This window comes from Flagellimonas profundi, assembly GCF_017313275.1.
Lineage (GTDB): Bacteria > Bacteroidota > Bacteroidia > Flavobacteriales > Flavobacteriaceae > Flagellimonas > Flagellimonas profundi.
Map to the genome: position 1 here is coordinate 702,357 of NZ_JAFLNM010000002.1, position 17,008 is coordinate 719,364.

At 42.1% G+C, this 17,008-nt stretch carries 15 protein-coding genes and 1 tRNA gene; 12 read left to right on the forward strand and 4 right to left on the reverse strand.

Going from position 1 to position 17,008, the window contains the following annotated elements; genetic code table 11:
- Positions 1-7 precede the first annotated feature (7 nt).
- Together J0654_RS12135 and J0654_RS12140 are read left to right on the forward strand one after the other, a co-directional pair.
- On the forward strand, positions 8-3,802 hold the full coding sequence (locus tag J0654_RS12135; RefSeq protein ID WP_207029320.1) for a reprolysin-like metallopeptidase: 3,795 nt from the start codon (positions 8-10) through the stop codon (positions 3,800-3,802).
- Positions 3,799-4,482: a hypothetical protein gene (locus J0654_RS12140; protein WP_207029322.1), complete on the forward strand. Its 684-nt coding sequence runs from the start codon at positions 3,799-3,801 to the stop codon at positions 4,480-4,482. The genes J0654_RS12135 and J0654_RS12140 overlap by 4 nt, the downstream gene beginning before the upstream one ends.
- 2 nt (positions 4,483-4,484) lie before the next feature.
- Here J0654_RS12140 and pth read toward each other — a convergent pair whose 3' ends face one another.
- The 3 genes from pth to J0654_RS12155 form a co-directional block, all read right to left on the reverse strand.
- The gene (gene pth, locus J0654_RS12145; RefSeq protein WP_207029324.1) at positions 4,485-5,114 is read right to left on the reverse strand and encodes an aminoacyl-tRNA hydrolase; all 630 of its coding nucleotides are present in this window, start codon (positions 5,112-5,114) and stop codon (positions 4,485-4,487) included.
- 85 nt (positions 5,115-5,199) lie between these two features.
- Entirely contained in the window at positions 5,200-5,847 is a 648-nt protein-coding gene (locus tag J0654_RS12150) for a 50S ribosomal protein L25/general stress protein Ctc (protein WP_207029326.1), read from the reverse strand.
- A 20-nt stretch (positions 5,848-5,867) separates the two neighbouring features.
- Positions 5,868-6,809, reverse strand: coding sequence for a ribose-phosphate pyrophosphokinase (locus tag J0654_RS12155; RefSeq protein WP_207029328.1), 942 nt, complete (start codon positions 6,807-6,809; stop codon positions 5,868-5,870).
- A gap of 160 nt (positions 6,810-6,969) precedes the next feature.
- Here J0654_RS12155 and J0654_RS12160 point away from each other — a divergent pair.
- The 10 genes from J0654_RS12160 to J0654_RS12205 all read left to right on the forward strand — a co-directional run bounded on the left by J0654_RS12160 (position 6,970) and on the right by J0654_RS12205 (position 15,780).
- Positions 6,970-7,051: transfer RNA gene (locus tag J0654_RS12160), tRNA-Leu, on the forward strand.
- Between the two features lie 498 nt (positions 7,052-7,549).
- Positions 7,550-7,834, forward strand: a complete 285-nt coding sequence (locus J0654_RS12165; RefSeq protein WP_207029330.1) for a helix-turn-helix domain-containing protein — start codon at positions 7,550-7,552, stop codon at positions 7,832-7,834.
- Positions 7,834-9,042 carry a virulence-associated E family protein gene (locus J0654_RS12170; protein WP_207029331.1) on the forward strand — a complete coding sequence of 403 codons (1,209 nt, stop codon included), beginning with the start codon at positions 7,834-7,836 and terminating at the stop codon, positions 9,040-9,042. Before J0654_RS12165 ends, J0654_RS12170 begins: the two co-directional genes overlap by 1 nt.
- Positions 9,043-9,250: 208 nt before the next feature.
- Complete coding sequence (locus J0654_RS12175) at positions 9,251-10,162, forward strand: CHC2 zinc finger domain-containing protein (protein ID WP_207029333.1); 912 nt, start codon at positions 9,251-9,253, stop codon at positions 10,160-10,162.
- 12 nt (positions 10,163-10,174) lie between these two features.
- Positions 10,175-10,504: a mobilization protein MbpA gene (gene mbpA, locus J0654_RS12180; protein WP_237685975.1), complete on the forward strand. Its 330-nt coding sequence runs from the start codon at positions 10,175-10,177 to the stop codon at positions 10,502-10,504.
- Between the two features lie 5 nt (positions 10,505-10,509).
- Positions 10,510-11,370 (forward strand): relaxase/mobilization nuclease domain-containing protein, encoded by an 861-nt coding sequence (locus tag J0654_RS12185; RefSeq protein ID WP_237685976.1) that lies wholly within the window; start codon positions 10,510-10,512, stop codon positions 11,368-11,370.
- 10 nt (positions 11,371-11,380) lie between these two features.
- The gene (locus J0654_RS12190; RefSeq protein ID WP_207029337.1) at positions 11,381-11,836 is read left to right on the forward strand and encodes a DUF6730 family protein; all 456 of its coding nucleotides are present in this window, start codon (positions 11,381-11,383) and stop codon (positions 11,834-11,836) included.
- 277 nt (positions 11,837-12,113) lie between these two features.
- A complete protein-coding gene (locus tag J0654_RS12195; RefSeq protein WP_207029339.1) occupies positions 12,114-13,049 on the forward strand; it encodes a TerC family protein in 936 nt (311 codons plus the stop codon).
- A gap of 156 nt (positions 13,050-13,205) precedes the next feature.
- The gene (locus J0654_RS12200) at positions 13,206-13,535 is read left to right on the forward strand and encodes a hypothetical protein (protein WP_207029341.1); all 330 of its coding nucleotides are present in this window, start codon (positions 13,206-13,208) and stop codon (positions 13,533-13,535) included.
- 67 nt (positions 13,536-13,602) lie between these two features.
- Positions 13,603-15,780, forward strand: coding sequence for a TonB-dependent receptor (locus J0654_RS12205; protein WP_207029343.1), 2,178 nt, complete (start codon positions 13,603-13,605; stop codon positions 15,778-15,780).
- 108 nt (positions 15,781-15,888) lie between these two features.
- Here the strand turns inward: J0654_RS12205 and J0654_RS12210 are convergent, their stop codons facing one another.
- Positions 15,889-16,950, reverse strand: a complete 1,062-nt coding sequence (locus J0654_RS12210; protein ID WP_207029345.1) for a site-specific integrase — start codon at positions 16,948-16,950, stop codon at positions 15,889-15,891.
- Between the last annotated feature and the right edge of the window lie 58 nt (positions 16,951-17,008).

The window sequence follows — 17,008 nt, forward strand, 5'->3', positions numbered from 1 at the left end:
ACCGTGTATGAAAGCTAAATTACATCTTGTTTTTTCAATAACCATATTTTTTAGCTGCTTTTGTATTTATGGACAGCAAGGTTATTGGAAAACAGTGCCCAAACAGCCCAACCTACGAAGTGCCTCCTTACAGGACATTTCCGGTGTGAAAAAGGTTTTGACACTGGATGAAAAGATTTTTTCCGACGAGATGAAATCTTTTTCAACTTTAAAGGGAAATACGCAAGTTGTGTATCTGCCGGACAACCAAGGAGACATCGTTCAGTTCAATTTAAGGGAAACACCGGTCTTACATCCAGATTTGGCCAAGAAATACCCGAATATAAAATCTTACACCGGGGTAAGCTCCAATGGAAGGTACAAAGTGAAACTCAGTAACTCCCATAAAGGATTACAAGCTATGGTGGTAGACCAGCAAAACAACAAAACGGCTTTCATGGAACCTGTTTCCAATATGTCGGATGCATATGTTTTGTATGATAAGGACTCAAGGGTCGCAAAAGATCAGAATTTTATTTGCGCGACCAGTAAAGATTTATTTGGAGGGAGCGGTAAAGCATCGAATATGACAGGAAAAACGCTAAGTCCATTGGTAGATGACCAATTGTTGCGTAAATATAGAATCGCTGTTTCGGCAACGGGTGAGTATACTGAGGAAATGGGAGGTACTGTTGCGGATGCACTTGCAGGAATCAACGCTACCATAACAAGGGTGAACGAGGTTTTTGAAACGGACCTTGGGGTTACACTGGAGTTGATACCGAACAATGACCTTATCATATTCACCGATGCCGTTAATGATCCTTACGATAATAGTTTAAATGCTGAGGTACAGGCAACAATCACTTCCATAATTGGTGAAGGGAATTATGATGTTGGCCATCTTTTTCATAAAGTTGGGGAAGGGGAAGATAATGGTAATGCTGGTTTTGTTGGTGCTGTTTGTATCGATAATAGAAAGGGTAGTGCTTTCTCTTCAGCGTTTAATCCCCAAGGAGATATTTTCGATATTGATTATGTGGCCCACGAACTTGGGCATCAGTTTGGTGCCAACCATACTTGGTCATTCGAATCTGAAGGAACGGGAGTACAAGCTGAGCCGGCCAGTGGAACCACAATAATGGGGTATGCCGGGATTGTTGGCGAGAATAATGTGGCTGCCAATGGGGATGATTACTTTCATTACAACAGTATTCTTCAAATATCGACTTATTTGGAAACAACATCCTGTGCCCAAACTACTGCATTGATCAACGCTCCACCTCAGCTTACTCCGGTAAATGATTTTACCATTCCAAAGGGAACCGCATTTGTTTTAGAGGGTAACGCGACCGATCCCGATGTAGGGGATGTGCTCACCTATACTTGGGAACAAATAGATGATGGGGTGGTAACCGTCTCTTCCTTTGGTCCGTCCAATCCCAGTGGAGCAAATTTTAGATCACTTCCTCCAACCACAGAACCTTCAAGATATTTCCCAAAACTGTCTGAGGTTGTTCAGGGTAATTTAACCCAGGTAACGCCGGTAATAGGAGATGCATGGGAAACTGTATCGGATGTGGAGCGCAACTTTAGCTTTGCTTGCACCGTTCGGGACAATGCTCCAGGAGGAGGGCAGGTGGTTTCAGATTTATTGGATGTAATGGTGGTAAAGGCAGCAGGACCATTTGTAATAACATCCCAAACAGCAGGTGAAGTTTATCAAGCAGGTTCTATCCAAGAAATCACTTGGGATGTGGCCAATACCAATATTACTCCGGTAAATGCTCAAAACGTTGATATTTTTCTTTCGTTGGATGGGGGACAAAGCTTTCCTATTACATTGTCCGAGAACACTTTAAATGATGGGTCCGAAGAGGTGCTATTGCCAGGGGATGCCACAACTACAGCTCGAATAATGGTAAAGGCCAGCGATAATATATTTTATGCCGTTAACAGTGCCGATTTTACCATTGAAGAATCACAAGTGGTTCTGAATTTCGATACATTGAATTATGAGGTTTGCCAACCGGACGATTTGGTGATTCCCTTTACATATGAAACCTATGCCGGATTTAATGAGAACTCTACGTTTTCTGCAGATGTGCCCGTAGGGTTGTCCGCCGTTTTTTCGCTGACAAATGCCAATGCCGATAATACAGCGGTAGATTTAACCCTGAGCAATACAAATACCATTGCCGCCGGGATTTATGATATAATTGTTACTTCGACCGCTGCCTCTGTAACCAAAACAGTGATTCTATCAGTATCCGTACAAGATGGTACTTTTTCGGATGTGGTACTATTGTCCCCTACTAATGGAGGTATTGGAATTTCTTTGGATGCCGAGCTTAGTTGGGAGGATAACCCCTTATACTCCGTTTATGATGTAGAAGTGGCCACAGATGTCGGTTTTACAAATATAGTTGAGTCCGCAACGGTACCTTTTACCACCTACAGAACCACTAGTTTAATAGCGGAAACAGAATATTTTTGGAGAGTTAGGCCAAGCAATGGTTGTGGAACAGGAACATTTGGACCTCCCTTTAGTTTTATTACCTCACAGGTAGACTGTAAGAATAGGGAAGCAAATAACTTACCGATCAATATTCCATCTTCAGGTACACCAACCATTACTGCATCTGTATTCTTTTTAGAAGATTTGCCCGTTTCCGATGTAAATGTAAACTTGGAGTTGGACCATACCTACTTGGAAGATTTGGTCATTACCCTTATTTCCCCTTCAGGAACAGAGGTGACTTTGATTTCCAACACATGTGGGGACTTGAATAATATCAATGCAGTTTTCGATGATGACGGAAGCCCTATCGAATGTACAGGAAGTCCGGCTATTTCCGGAGCCGTTACGCCTCTTGGTTCATTGGCTTCTTTAAAAGGAGAATCTATCTTAGGGGAGTGGATATTGGAAATACAGGACACGGCAGCGAGTGATGGTGGAACACTGATAGGCTTTTCTTTGGACATGTGCATAGAAGGAAATTATCGTCCAGATGAAGATGATGATGGGGTTTTTGATGATGGTGACGATCTTTGTTTGGGAACCCCCAAAGGAGTTGAGGTAGATACCAATGGGTGCGCCATTTACAGATTTGCATCAGATAATTTTGAGGTTGAAATTGAAAGTGAGACCTGCCGCAGCAGTAATAATGGTTCCATTACCGTTACACCTTTTGATACTTCTATAACCTATACCGCTGTGCTGACCGGACCCAATGGTACGGATTCTTTTGATTTTACCGACTCACAAATCTTTAACAACTTAACGGCTGGTGATTATTCTCTTTGTATTACGGGAACCAATGGAATGATAACTTATGAAGAGGTATGTTTCAATGCGGTAATTACGCAACCGGATGTATTGGATATGAATGCATTGATAGATGCTGGCATTTTGAGTTTAGAATTGAGCGGCGCTTCCTTTTATAATATAGAGTTAAATGGATTGGTCACTCAAACTGAAGCATCAAAGCTCCAACTGAATTTGCAGGAGGGCGTTAATACATTGAGAGTTTATTCAAACCTACCGTGTCAGGGTGTATTGGAAAAGACGTTGTTTTATTCTTCCAAGCCCATTATTTCGCCGAACCCGGTAGAGAGTACCACAAAAATATATTTGGGAGGGTACGTCGGTGAAGTGGGAATTCAAATTTTCACGGCCAATGGAAGATTGGTTCATGCCCAAAGGGCAACAGTCCATGGTGCTGACCTTGAATTGAATTTATCCCATTTACCCAAAGGAATCTATTATCTGAGAGTTGAAAAAGCAGGGGCAAAAGAAATGTTTAAATTTATAAAACGATGATTCGGAATATAATTCGACTATCCATATTGGCTTTGTTGGTTTCTTGTGGTGATGATGGTCCGCCTCCAGCCCCTCAAGGAGCTCTTTTAGTGTTTCCAGAGGAAAATTCTGAGTGTACTACAGGAACAGATATCAATCAAACATCTACACAGGTCACTTTTCGTTGGATGGCTTCCGACAATACCGACACTTATACCTTGAGTGTTGTTAATTTAGATTCCAATGTTCCGCAGAATATCTCCACAGCATCAACTTCGGCGAGTCTGACCATTACCAAGGGAACACCTTTCGCGTGGTCCGTAACTTCCCGGAACTCGGAATCCGATCAGGTGGCCTCTAGTGAAACCTGGTTGTTCTACAATGCGGGCTCGCAAACTACATATGCACCTTTTCCAGCACAACTGGAAAACCCCCAATCCGGCGCTACGGTCCAACCGGATATTGCAAACGAAGTACTTTTGGAATGGTCCGGCGCAGATGTTGACAACGACATTGCATATTTTGAGGTGTTTTTTTCTGAAACCAACCCGCCTACAACTTCTGTTGGGTTAACAAACGCCTCTACCATGGAGCTGCCTGTTGGTGTTGTTTCTGGAACTGTTTACTATTGGAGGGTGGTAACCACCGATTTAGAGGGCAATACCTCGGATTCGGGTGTGTTCGATTTTAAAGCACTCTAAATTTATTTGCCATTGAACTGGTTCATGGTGTTTTTGGCACCGGCAAATATGAATGACCTGATGAGGTCGGCAGATATTTTTAAACGTTCGGGCATGGCTTTTTGCTGGTCATCGTCCCATTGTCCCAAAACATAATCCACTTGTTTGCCTTTACTGAAATCGGAGCCTACACCAAATCTAAAACGATTGTATTTTGTGGTCTGCAGTACATTTTGAATGTCTTTTAACCCGTTGTGGCCTCCATCGCTACCTTTACCCTTTAACCGTAAGGAGCCAAAGGGAAGATTGATGTCGTCCGTGACCACCAATATATTTTCCAAGTTTATGTTCTCCTTGTCCATCCAATATTTTACTGCTTTGCCACTAAGGTTCATGTAAGTGGAGGGTTTTAGGCAAACTACACTTTTCCCTTTATGTTTAAAGGTGGCAACAGCTCCAAGTTTGGAACTTTCAAATGTAAAACCTTCCTGTTCCGCCAAAAAATCAAGAATCTTGAATCCGATGTTGTGGCGGGTGTCATCATATTTAGGTCCGATGTTTCCAAGACCAACGATTAAAAATTTTTTCATGGGGTCCGTTTCTTGCAGTAGTTGTTTTGAAGAACCAAAAAGCTTATTGAATAATTTGAGCATCGACAGCGTTCAGTTTTTCTAAAAATACAAAAGCATCCCAAATTACCTAAGTAAAAAGGGATGCTCTTGTTAGATTTAAAAAGTGCTATTCCGCAGCTTCTGCTTCTGGAGCTTCACCACCTTCGGTAGCTTCTCCTTCTGCACCTTCTACGCCTTCTTCATCTTCATCTTCCAGCTCCTCATCAACAGAAGTTCTAGAAGCTTTAACCTGAACGATAGCAGTGCTATCTGGGTGCAAGAACGTGTAATCGTCGTTTAGAACGGTTTCTACAGCAATAGTCTGACCGATTCTCAACTTGGAAATATCGATTGTGATAAAATCCGGAAGCAAATCGGGCAATGCACGAATAGAAAGCTTTCTTTTTCTGAAAAGTAAGCGACCACCATTTTTTACCCCTGGAGAATTCCCTTCCAAACGTACTGGAATTTTCATGGTAATTGGTTTGTCTTCGAACAATTGATAGAAATCTATGTGAAGAATGTTGTCCGTGACAGGGTGAAATTGAATATCCTGCAAAACAGCGGCAAACTTTTCATCTTCCAATTCAATTACTACGGTGTGCGCGTTGGGAGTGTACACCAAGTCTTTGAATGCGATTTCATCAGCTGAAAAATGCACTGGTTTATCCCCTCCGTACAGCACGCAAGGGACCTTTCCAGCATTACGTAAGGCTTTGGTAGAAACCTTGCCCACGCTTTCTCTTTGGGATCCTTTGATTGTAATTGACTTCATTGTTATATATTAAAATTGATTTACATTAAAAATTTTGAAGATATTGATGTATTGTGGTGAACCCTGTGCATCACATCAGCAAACAGATCGGCGCAGGACAATATCTTTATTTTGTTTTTATTCTGGGCTATTGGAATGGAATCGGTTACAATTAATTCCGTTAATTTTGACTTTTCTATTTTTTCGTAGGCATCACCGGACAGCAATCCATGGGTGGTTACGGCACGAACGCTTTCTGCACCTCTTTCCATCATCAAATCTGCTGCTTTGGTCAGTGTTCCAGCAGTATCGACCATATCATCCGCTAAGACTACATTCTTTCCTTTTACATCGCCAATAAGTTCCATATGGGAAATTACATTGGCTTTGGCTCGCTGTTTATAACAGATCACCACATCGCACTCCAACGCTTTGGAATAGGCATAGGCTCTTTTGGAACCTCCCATGTCTGGTGATGCAATGCATAGGTTGTCCAGATTTAACCCTTTTAAATAAGGTAAGAACAGTGTGGAAGCAAACAGGTGATCTACAGGTTTTTCAAAGAAACCTTGAATTTGGTCTGCATGCAGGTCCATGGTGATGATTCTGGTGGCACCGGCGGTTTCCAACATTTTGGCCACCAATTTCGCGGCAATGGGAACACGGGGCTTATCCTTTCTGTCTTGTCTGGCCCAACCAAAGTAGGGCATAACGGCCGTAATGTGTCGTGCAGAAGCTCTTTTGGCGGCATCCAACATCAACAACATTTCCATCAGGTTTTCGGAGCTTGGGTTGGTAGAACCGATGATAAAAATCCTCGCTCCCCTTATAGATTCCTCGAACGATGGTTGAAATTCGCCATCACTATAACGTGAGAATTGGATTTTCCCCAATTCTGCACCATAGGAAGCTGCGATTTTCTTGCCCAGTTCAACACTTTGGGTACAAGCAAAAATTTTTGGTTCCGGAACTTGATAGGCCATTACAATCTCTTGTTAACTAGCGTTTTAAAGTACTTTTTAATAAGGAGGTGCAAATTTAAGAATTAATTCGGGTTGCTAAAGGATAAATCAAAGTATTTTTTGGTGATAAATAAAAAATATTTTTTAGCTTTGCACTCGCATTTGAAAATGTGGTGCCAATGCCTTGGTGGCGGAACTGGTAGACGCGCTGGATTCAAAATCCAGTTCCTTCGGGAGTGAGGGTTCGATTCCCTCCCAAGGTACTTTCAAACCCTGATAGTCAATTGATTGTCAGGGTTTTGTGTTTCTAGATGTGACGGTATAGTGACGGTTTTTATGAAAGAAACCGATAACTTTCGGAGTAACTTAACTAAGGGTGATTTACATAACTTTCCTGGCATATTCTTGACTCAATTTGGGTTTAGGTCAATCTAAACCTTGAAGTGTAAATTTGAGGTAATCACTTTTTATTTTTTCCGGTTGAACCCTTTTTCAATTGTTGATAACTCAAATCCAATCAATTTTTCAAAAAATAAATTGGTTGCAATTGATTCCAATTCCAACCGAATGGAATTTGCCAAATGAAAATTATTAGAGTTTAGCTCAAAATGATATAATCATCTGTTTATCAAATTATTGTGAATAATTAATGCTGCACGGCCAAGATCTGAGCTTCCCATATTTCTACCTTTATTCAAAGAATTCTACAATAGAAAACAAAAGTGCTTTTGTTCATTTTTTAATCTAAAAAAAGAAAACAAATGAACAATTTATTGATACTTGAACGACTCGATCGTTTGGAGCGGCTCATGATAGCCAACAAAGAAGTACTCACCTTTGATGAGACCTGTGACTATACCGGGATTTCAAGAAGCTATCTGTACAAACTGACATCTTCGGGAAATATCCCGCATTCCAAGCCCAATGGAAAAATGATATTCTTTGAAAGGAAGAAGCTGAATGATTGGCTTCTTCAAAATAGTAGGTTATCCCAGGACGAGATCAATGGGAAGGCATTGCAACACACATTCAAAAACAACAGGTAATGGGTTCGGCTAAGGATGGTAACAACCTGTACATTGTCAAGGATCCAAAGAAGAAAACGGTATATGATTATACGATGGAATATCTAGGAACCAAGTATGATATCATGTACAATGAGATTTCCCATGATTTCCAGATAGCATTTAAAGGTTCCAGGGAGTGGCAATATCTGAACCTGAACTCCCTTATCATAGAACTCGCTAAAGCGGGGGTGGATATCCCGACCGGAAAACTGGAAATTCTGATACGATCTGAGTGGATACCCAAATATAATCCCATCAAGGAGTACTTCAACAACCTCCCTAAATGGGACGGAGAGGACCATATCCTAAAATTAGCTTCCTATGTGCCGACCTATGAGAAAGAGGCCTTCAACTATCATTTCAAAAAATGGCTGGTCCGTGCCATTAGATGTGCCCTTGAACCCAATTATTTCAACAAGCAGGCATTTGTGCTTTCCCATCAGGGACAAAACTCGGGCAAGTCCACATGGTGCCGATTTCTGTGCCCGCCCGAACTTGCTGAATATATGGCCGAGGATATCAGTAACGACAAGGATGCACGGATACAGTTGTGCCGGAATTTTTTGTACAATCTGGACGAACTGGCCGTGCTGTCCAAAAAGGATGTGAATGCCCTAAAGTCATTTTTTTCCAAGACCTTTATAAATGAACGCCTGCCATATGATAGGAAAAACACCACCCTGTCACGGATATGTTCCTTTGTGGGATCCACCAATATGTCGTCCTTTTTGAACGATGAGACTGGGTCGGTCCGTTGGCTCTGTTTTGAGCTCAAGGCGAAAATAGATTTTTCGTATTCAAAAGAGGTCGATATCAACAAGGTTTGGTCACAGGCATATCATTTGGCCTACTCGGACCCCAGCTTTGACTCCGAACTTTCCATTGAGGACATTCAGGAGAACGAGGAAAGGAACAGGAAGTACACGAAATTGACCTCTGAACAGGAAGTGATTGCCAAGTACTATGAAAAGTCCAGTCATATGAAAGACTTCAGGACGGCTTCGGATATCATGGTAGAGATTGCATGTCTCAACCTTAGGTTGAACCACATCAATATCGGGAGAGCACTGGCCGGGTTTGATTTTCAAAAAGTAAAGCATCCCAAACGACAGGTATACGGCTATTTGTCCCGACCACTCTTTGGGGGGAGCCCATGGGAAATGGAATTTGCAAAGAAAGAAGAATAATACCTACCTAGTTACCTAAAGCAGGATAATGCCAATGGTCATGGGGCAAAACCTTAGGTAGGATATATAACTTCCATCTTACCTAAAGGTTACCTAACCTACCTAAAAGGTAAGATAGGTAAGTTGAAAAAACATCTAACCTAGCTTGTAAAACCCCGTCATCATTGGGCTAGGTAAGAAGGTAGGAGAAATAACAAAATTTGAGACAATGAGAGAAAAAAATATAAATACCATGGACTGCGAAAAAGCCCGCAACATTGACATCGTTTCCACGCTGGCCAAGTTGGGGCACTTTCCAGTCCGGAAAACGGAAAAAGAAGCTTGGTTCCTTAGCCCGTTCCGGAGCGAGACCCAAGCCTCTTTCAAGGTATCATTGAAGAAAAACTATTGGATAGACTTCGGGACCTTCGAAGGGGGCAGCACCATAGACCTGGTCATGAAAATGGAGAACTGTTCCGTTAAGGAGGCATTGGAACAACTGTCCGGGAACATGGGCCATTTTTCTTTTCACCGGCTGCCGAATCCAACCAAGAAGGAACACAGGGCCAATCCTATTGAAATCATCGAGGAAAAGGAAATCGAACACCTGGCCCTTCAAAACTATCTGATCTCCAGAAAGATATCGGCCGGAACTGCAAAGAAATTCTGCAAAGAAATCCATTATCGAATAGGAGGGCGGACATACTTTGCCATTGGACTCCAAAACAGGTCGGGAGGATGGGAGCTGCGGAACAGCTATTGGAAAGGGTCCACCTCACCAAAGGATGTTACGATTTTAGGAAACAAATCAAAGAAATTGGCCGTTACGGAAGGCATGTTCGATATGCTCACCCTAATGGAGCTGATGCCGTATATCGTAAACAGCCATGATCTACTGGTATTGAACACCACGGCCTTTGTAAAACGGATGATAAAAGAAATACGGGAATATGAAAATGTAGAACTATTTCTAGATAGGGATAAAACAGGATTGGGAATGACGGAACTTTTATTGGAAAAGCGCCCAAATAGTAGGGATATGTCCTCTCTCTATGGAGGATTCAAGGATATCAACGAATGGAAAGTAAAAAGCACTAAAGATGAAGTTCGGCAACGAATTCAAGATGTGTCATTGTCATGACAAATCTTGCTTTTGCTCCCGAAGGTCGCAAAAGATGATGAGAAAATGAAGAAAGAGTTCGTCCAGTTCCGCTGCTCGGTCTACGAGAAGAAACTGCTGAAGGTCAAGGCCCGAAAGAGCGGTCTTTCTATCAGTGAGTACTGCCGCCGTGCCGCTTTTGATGATAGGATAGTGGAGCGGATGACGGATGAACAGATAGAGGCCTATAAGCTATTGGTGAAATACCAACGGAACTTCAAGTTGATTACCAATATGTTCCGAAAACGGAACCCAAAGTTGGCAGAGGAAACGGCGCAGCTGGCCGAAGAGATACGACAACACCTTTTAAACTTCAGGAAATGATAGGCATGGGCAAATCCATATCGCACACCGCAGCCTCCATGAGCTACGGTATGAACCAGGAGAAAGAATCCGAGATCATCCACAGTCAATTTCTGGCCGGGGAGACCCCAAGAGAGATCACCGAGGAGTTCAAGGTCATCCAAGAGCAGAACGAACTGTGCCGAAAGAACACGCTCAGCTTTGTGCTGAGCCCCACCATAGAGGACGGAAGGAAACTTGAAAGGGAACGGCTGAAGGAAATGACCGAACGGTTCCTTAAGGAAATGAACCTCAAGCAGTACCAAGCGGTTGCCTTTGTCCACAGGGACAAGGAACATGTACACGTCCATCTGTATGCCAATCGGATAAACTTTCAGGGAAAGGCCTACAATGACAGTTTCATCGGGAAGCGGAGCCAACAAGTGGCGGAGCGGGTGGCCAAACAAATGGACCTTACCACGGTAAGGGAAGCACAGCAGGAAAAACTGTACCGGATGCAACATGTCCGCTCTGAAATACAGAAGATCCATGAAAAGGTCATGGCCAGGGACCGGCCAAGGGACTTTGACCAGTATATCAAATCGATGGAGCAGAACAATGTAAAGGTCATCCCGAGCATCAACAGACAGAACCAGTTACAGGGGTTTCGGTTCGAGTACAAGGGAACCAACCTAAAGGGAAGCGAGGTACATAGGTCCATGTCCATGGGCAGGATCGCCCGTCAAATGAACTTTGAAAGGAACATGGCACAACGGATCGCCAAGGACAAGAGCATGCAGCTTTTGGGCAGGACAGTGAATGTCCCGACAAGTCTGACCCAGACCATCATAAAGAAGACCATCAAGCTGGCCATAAAAGTGGTCAGGGATACGGGAATAGGAATCTAAATAGAACAACATGGCAAAACTGGACGAGATAGCGGAATTGTTGACCGAGGAGATCAATGGGTTTGAGAAGAGCATCGGCCGATTGGAAAAGGTGCATGAAAATTTACGGAACCTTCCGTTAAGGCCCGATACTTCTGAAATCAACACGCTTTTATCGGTATATGGCAGCAACCAAAAAAAGACCATTGACGAACAGCAAAGATTGATGCATAAAATCCTTTACAAGTTGGAGCGGTCAATCCTATTGCCCAGTTGGGCCATAAAACTGTCATGGGGATTGTTGGTCTGTATCCTTTTAGTTCTTGCTTTTTCGATCTATCAGGTGTCTAGGACATTCAAGAAGGAAGAGACTGCATATTCAAAAGGGCAGGAGCGCGCCATGGTTCATTACAGATTATTTTTTGATGAAAGCCCACAGGCAAAGGAACTCTATCAAGAATGGATGGAGGAAAAGGATAAAAAGTAGGGCGGCGCCCTAGCCTATTTTTGCTTGACGCTCATCTTCCCAAACGCTACAAAAATAGGCCAGGATCCCTGCGCTGAAGAAGTGGTAAGGTTTGGGACAATTATCAAATATGATTATGGAATTAATGCAACAGGAAATTGGACTAAATCAGTATCAGTTAGTAATGATTGTTCAATAATATTGTCAGGTCAAAATTGATATCGGTTCCATTTTATATCAAGGTTTTTTTACCCATCCGAGTACTTTAATTATTTTCGGCCTTTAAAATATAATCCATATGGCAGTCTGGGGCTTTTTTCTTCTGGGTATCTTTTTCTTCTTGGCATTGGATCTCGGAGTGTTCAATAAAAAAGCGCACATTATTAGCGTGCGTGAAGCATCGATCTGGACAGGAATTTGGGTAACGATGTCCATTTTGTTCTCGGTCGTCATTTACTGGCTGTATGGAAATGGAAGAATCGACAATGTTGATTCGCTGACTCCCATGGAAGCCAGTTTAAAATATATAACTGGGTACCTTATAGAGCTATCGTTGAGCGTGGACAATATCTTCATCATTGCAGTGATTTTCGGGTCGTTTCATATTCCACAGAAATATCAACACCGTGTACTCTTTTGGGGGATTTTGGGAGCTATCGTATTTAGGGCACTGATGATTTTCTTTGGAGTGGCACTGATCAAAAAGTTTAGTTTCATGACTTATCTTTTTGGTGCCTTTTTAATCTTTACCGCCATACGGATGTTGGTGTCCAAACAGAAGGCCTTCAACCCCAAAAGATCATTTGTCTATCGAAACTTAAGGAAGGTCATTCCTATTACCTCTCATATGCAAGGGCAGAAATTCTTTATCAAGCTGCGCCATATAACGGCGGCAACACCTTTGTTCGTAGCATTGGTGATCATCGAGTTTTCCGATATCCTGTTCGCCTTGGACAGTGTTCCGGCCATTTTGGCCATTACTTCCGACCCCTTTTTGGTGTTCAGCTCCAATATATTTGCCATTCTGGGCCTACGGTCGATGTATTTTTTTCTGGCCCATATGATTAATAGGTTTCATCACCTTAAATACAGTTTGGTGGCTATCCTCAGCTTTGTGGGGATTAAGCTTATACTGGCACATCACTATACTTTTCCGGAATGGTTTTCTTTGGGTTTCATTGCAGCGTCCTTACTAGTTGGAATTCTAGCCTCGATCAGGGACAAAGGGGAATAAATTGGCGATTAAATGGAGCTTGGAAGTGCCAAATTTTGGCTGTCAAAAGAAATGGTTTCGCTTATTAATCTTATTTTATATCGGGGGTTGAAAAACTTCAAAATATTCCCTGGACATATATTTACGAACGATTTTGGAATTTTATAACTTTGAAGTATGAGAGTGTTCGCAGTGATCTTGTCTTTGCTTACCATATTCCTTTCATCATATCCTTGTTGTTCGGAAACCGATACCCTTATGGGAATTTCCTCAATCCACGATTGCTTTGAGGACAGATCAAGTGAAGACCCAGATGAGGGCGAAACACCCTGTTCACCATTCTACACCTGTGGCAGATGTTCCGGCTTTACCTTGACCTATTATAGGGTAATGGATTTTGTTGAGTGTGAAATGATTATCAAATCCAATACAGATTATTATCAAGCATTAAACCCAAAAGAGGTCTATTTCCACGATTTGAAACCACCCCGAAGCCTTGAAGTATAGTTTACATTAACAAAATAAGCTTGGCCGTGGATTCGGCCAAGAAAATCATACTTCAAAAACCATAAAAATGAAATTCAAAGTATTTCTGGTACTCTCCCTTATGGGGATGTTACCTGTTCTAGCACAGAACACCCTTGACATTGTGGTCAAGGATTCCATTGATAAGGAACCATTGATCGGCGTGACCGCCGTTTTGCCCGCGTTGGATGTTGGGGCGATATCCAATGAGTCGGGTATAATTCATATTGAAAACATACCCAATGGAACGTTTCAATTGCAATTGAGTTATGTTGGATATGCAAAACTTGAGCGAAGTTTTCGTTTTCCCTTGGATTCTAAACAACAAAATCAGACCATTTATCTTGTTCCCCAGACCGAGGAAATGGAAGAGATCACCTTGGTATCCACTAGAAGTACCCGTACCATTGAGGACATCCCAACACGGGTGGAGGTCATTGCCGGGGAGGAGCTCTCAGAAAAGGGCAATATGAAACCAGGCGATATCCGTATGTTGCTCAACGAGAGTACCGGCATCCGAACACAGCAAACCTCGGCCACCAGTTATAATTCCAGTATCCGTATCCAAGGGCTGGATGGGAAGTATACACAATTGCTTCGGGATGGGTTCCCTTTGTATTCCGGGTTTGCCAGTGGGTTGAGCCTGATGCAAATAGCGCCTTTGGACCTCAAACAAGTAGAGGTGATCAAAGGGTCCAGTTCCACCCTCTACGGTGGTGGTGCAATAGCCGGCCTGGTCAATCTGATTTCCAAGACCCCTGAAGATGAGCCCGAACTCAGTTTCATGGCCAATGGTACTTCGGCCTTAGGCTTGGACCTGAGCGGCTTCTATTCCCAGAAATTCAAAAAGCTGGGAACCACTGTATTCGCCTCCTATAATTTGGGAACTCCCTATGACCCAGCCGATATTGGGCTTACGGCCATTCCAGAGTTCGACCGATTTACATTGAACCCCAAACTGTATTGGTACCTTGGGGAACAAACCGAACTGTTATTGGGAATCAATGCCATTTGGGAAGACCGTCTCGGCGGTAATATGGACTATGTAAAGGGAGAACCTGTGGACAATCCATATTTTGAGTCGAATCAAACCGAACGGGTTTCCACTCAATTGGGGTTCAAACATACATTTAACAAACAAAATCGATTGGAAGTCAAGAACAGCTTCAGTTTTTACGATCGTACAATCCAGATTCCGGATTTTAACTTTTCGGGTTATCAACGTTCTTCCTTTAGTGAAGTGAACTTTTCAACCAGTACAGAGGATGGTCCTGAATGGGTGTTCGGGACCAATCTATGGACGGAATATTTTAACGATACTAGGGAAGATCAGTCCATTGCATTGGACCAATCCTATCAAATCTTTGGATTATTTGCTCAAAATGTTTGGCAAATCAATGAAGAACTTGGTTTGGAAACCGGTCTTCGTACTGATTTTCATTCCGATTATGGTGCTATGGTCTTGCCCAGGTTATCCATACTCTACGAACCAAGTCAAACACTGACATTTCGATTGGGCGGTGGAATGGGCTATAAGACCCCGACGGTTTTTACGGAGGATGCAGAACGGTTACAATTTAGGAACGTACTCCCCATTGCTATCGATCAAACGGATTTGGAGCGATCCTTGGGTGGCAATTTTGATATGAATTACAAATGGGTGCCCATGCCGGGCATGACCATGTCCATCAATACGCTGTTATTTTATACCCGAATCGATGACCCTATGGTGTTGGAATCGGAAGGGAATGGTTTTTATTCCTTTCAACAACCTAATGGATATGTCGATACCCGCGGTGCAGAGGTCAATCTCAAAATCAAATACGGGGATTTTAAGTTGTTTACCGGATATACCCATGCCAATGTCAAGCAACATCAAAATGGAACAGTATCCGATTTTCCACTAGTAGCAAAGCATCGATTGAACAACGTGCTGATGTATGAGAAGGAAGGTGACTTATGGGTCGGGCTGGAAGGCTATTATTACAGTCCTCAAAAGCTCTCTTCCGGGGAGACAGGCCAATCCTATTGGATTGTGGGCTTGATGAGCGAAAAGAAACTGAGCGATAGTTTTTCCATTTTCCTCAATTTTGAAAACTTTCTGGATACCAGGCAAACAAGGTTTGATACTATTTATTCTGGCAATTTAAGCGACCCGCAATTTTCTGAGATATATGCTCCAGTGGATGGTTTCGTGGTTAACGGCGGATTCAAGATCAAAATTTGAAAGGATTAGGGGCAATTAAAAGTAGGGTGTATATATTAATAAAGGATGTCAAGACACTGTTATCTTGACGTCCTTTATTTTTTGGTTCCTCAATATTTAATAGAGTTATCAAAGAATTTGTAATTCAGGGAGCTTATCAATTGCTTCATCTTGTAATCTTTGCACATGGTTAAGATATTTCAAAGTACTTCTAGTTGAACTATGGCCCATAGCGTCAGCTACAGTTTTTAGGTTGGCCCCACTAATCAATAGTTGACAAGCAAAGGTATGTCTGGCACAATAAAATGTGATATGTTTATCAATTTTGGCCCGTTTTACCCAATATCGAATGGCTTTGTTGGCACCATTGTCACTAAGGGACTGTAAGTCAAAGATATAATCGTCTTTGTTTTTGGGTTTTCCAAGAATTTTTATGGCGGTTTGGCTGAGTCTGTTGTTAATCAGTTCACCTGTTTTGTTCCTATGGGTAATCAAACGGCCTTTGTTGATATTGTTCCATTTGAGATTACGGATTTCAGCAAGACCAAGGGAAGTGAAGCATGCAAACAAGAAGGCTTTTTTAACAGCGACATTTCCACAATTAGTATCTACAAGCTTTTGTAATTCATCTTTATCCAAAACTTGCTTTTTTAATGTGTCGTCTTTGTTGGGGTTCGAAAACTTAATGTCTGATGTCGGCATTTGATTTAGATAACCCTGAACCTTTGCAGCTTTTAATACCTTCTTAAATCTTGTGAAATAGTTATGAGCTGTTTCGCCAGCTAAACCCGCATCATAAATTAAATAGTCTTTGAACATGGTCATAGTTTGAGGACTGATAGCAGAAATGGTTAATCTCGGATTGTTGACCGCCTTTTTAAATTTCTCCACAGAACTGGCTATGATACGTACATCTTTGTTTTTATATTTAAGAATGTAATTTTCTGCAAAAACGAAAAAATTCATCTTCTTTAGATGTTGTGGGATATGGCCGGTACCATTGGAAAGAAGCTCTAATTCCCTATTGGCTCGAATTCTTTCGGCAACTCTTTTCTTTTCAATTTTAGAATTGTCTTTTGGGAGTATTTTTATTTTAAGGAATTCTCTCCATCTTTCACCATTGTGATGAATATCCAAATAGAGACTTTTTGCTCCCGATTTTAACGTTCTGCTTCGAAGTTGTACTGACATAAAAAAGTGACGTAAAAGTGACGGTTTTTGTCTAAAATTACGAAAAGAAGGGAAAATT

Excerpts from the sequence above, each read along its gene's own strand:
- J0654_RS12205 (WP_207029343.1), top strand. The coding sequence starts at position 13,603 with ATGAAATTCAAAGTATTTCTGGTACTCTCCCTTATGGGGATGTTACCT.
- J0654_RS12150 (WP_207029326.1), bottom strand. The coding sequence starts at position 5,847 with ATGAAGTCAATTACAATCAAAGGATCCCAAAGAGAAAGCGTGGGCAAG.
- J0654_RS12175 (WP_207029333.1), top strand. The coding sequence starts at position 9,251 with ATGAGAGAAAAAAATATAAATACCATGGACTGCGAAAAAGCCCGCAAC.
- J0654_RS12200 (WP_207029341.1), top strand. The coding sequence starts at position 13,206 with ATGAGAGTGTTCGCAGTGATCTTGTCTTTGCTTACCATATTCCTTTCA.
- pth (WP_207029324.1), bottom strand. The coding sequence starts at position 5,114 with ATGCTCAAATTATTCAATAAGCTTTTTGGTTCTTCAAAACAACTACTG.
- J0654_RS12185 (WP_237685976.1), top strand. The coding sequence starts at position 10,510 with ATGGGCAAATCCATATCGCACACCGCAGCCTCCATGAGCTACGGTATG.
- J0654_RS12140 (WP_207029322.1), top strand. The coding sequence starts at position 3,799 with ATGATTCGGAATATAATTCGACTATCCATATTGGCTTTGTTGGTTTCT.
- J0654_RS12135 (WP_207029320.1), top strand. The coding sequence starts at position 8 with ATGAAAGCTAAATTACATCTTGTTTTTTCAATAACCATATTTTTTAGC.
- J0654_RS12165 (WP_207029330.1), top strand. The coding sequence starts at position 7,550 with ATGAACAATTTATTGATACTTGAACGACTCGATCGTTTGGAGCGGCTC.
- J0654_RS12170 (WP_207029331.1), top strand. The coding sequence starts at position 7,834 with ATGGGTTCGGCTAAGGATGGTAACAACCTGTACATTGTCAAGGATCCA.
- J0654_RS12210 (WP_207029345.1), bottom strand. The coding sequence starts at position 16,950 with ATGTCAGTACAACTTCGAAGCAGAACGTTAAAATCGGGAGCAAAAAGT.
- J0654_RS12155 (WP_207029328.1), bottom strand. The coding sequence starts at position 6,809 with ATGGCCTATCAAGTTCCGGAACCAAAAATTTTTGCTTGTACCCAAAGT.
- J0654_RS12190 (WP_207029337.1), top strand. The coding sequence starts at position 11,381 with ATGGCAAAACTGGACGAGATAGCGGAATTGTTGACCGAGGAGATCAAT.
- J0654_RS12195 (WP_207029339.1), top strand. The coding sequence starts at position 12,114 with ATGGCAGTCTGGGGCTTTTTTCTTCTGGGTATCTTTTTCTTCTTGGCA.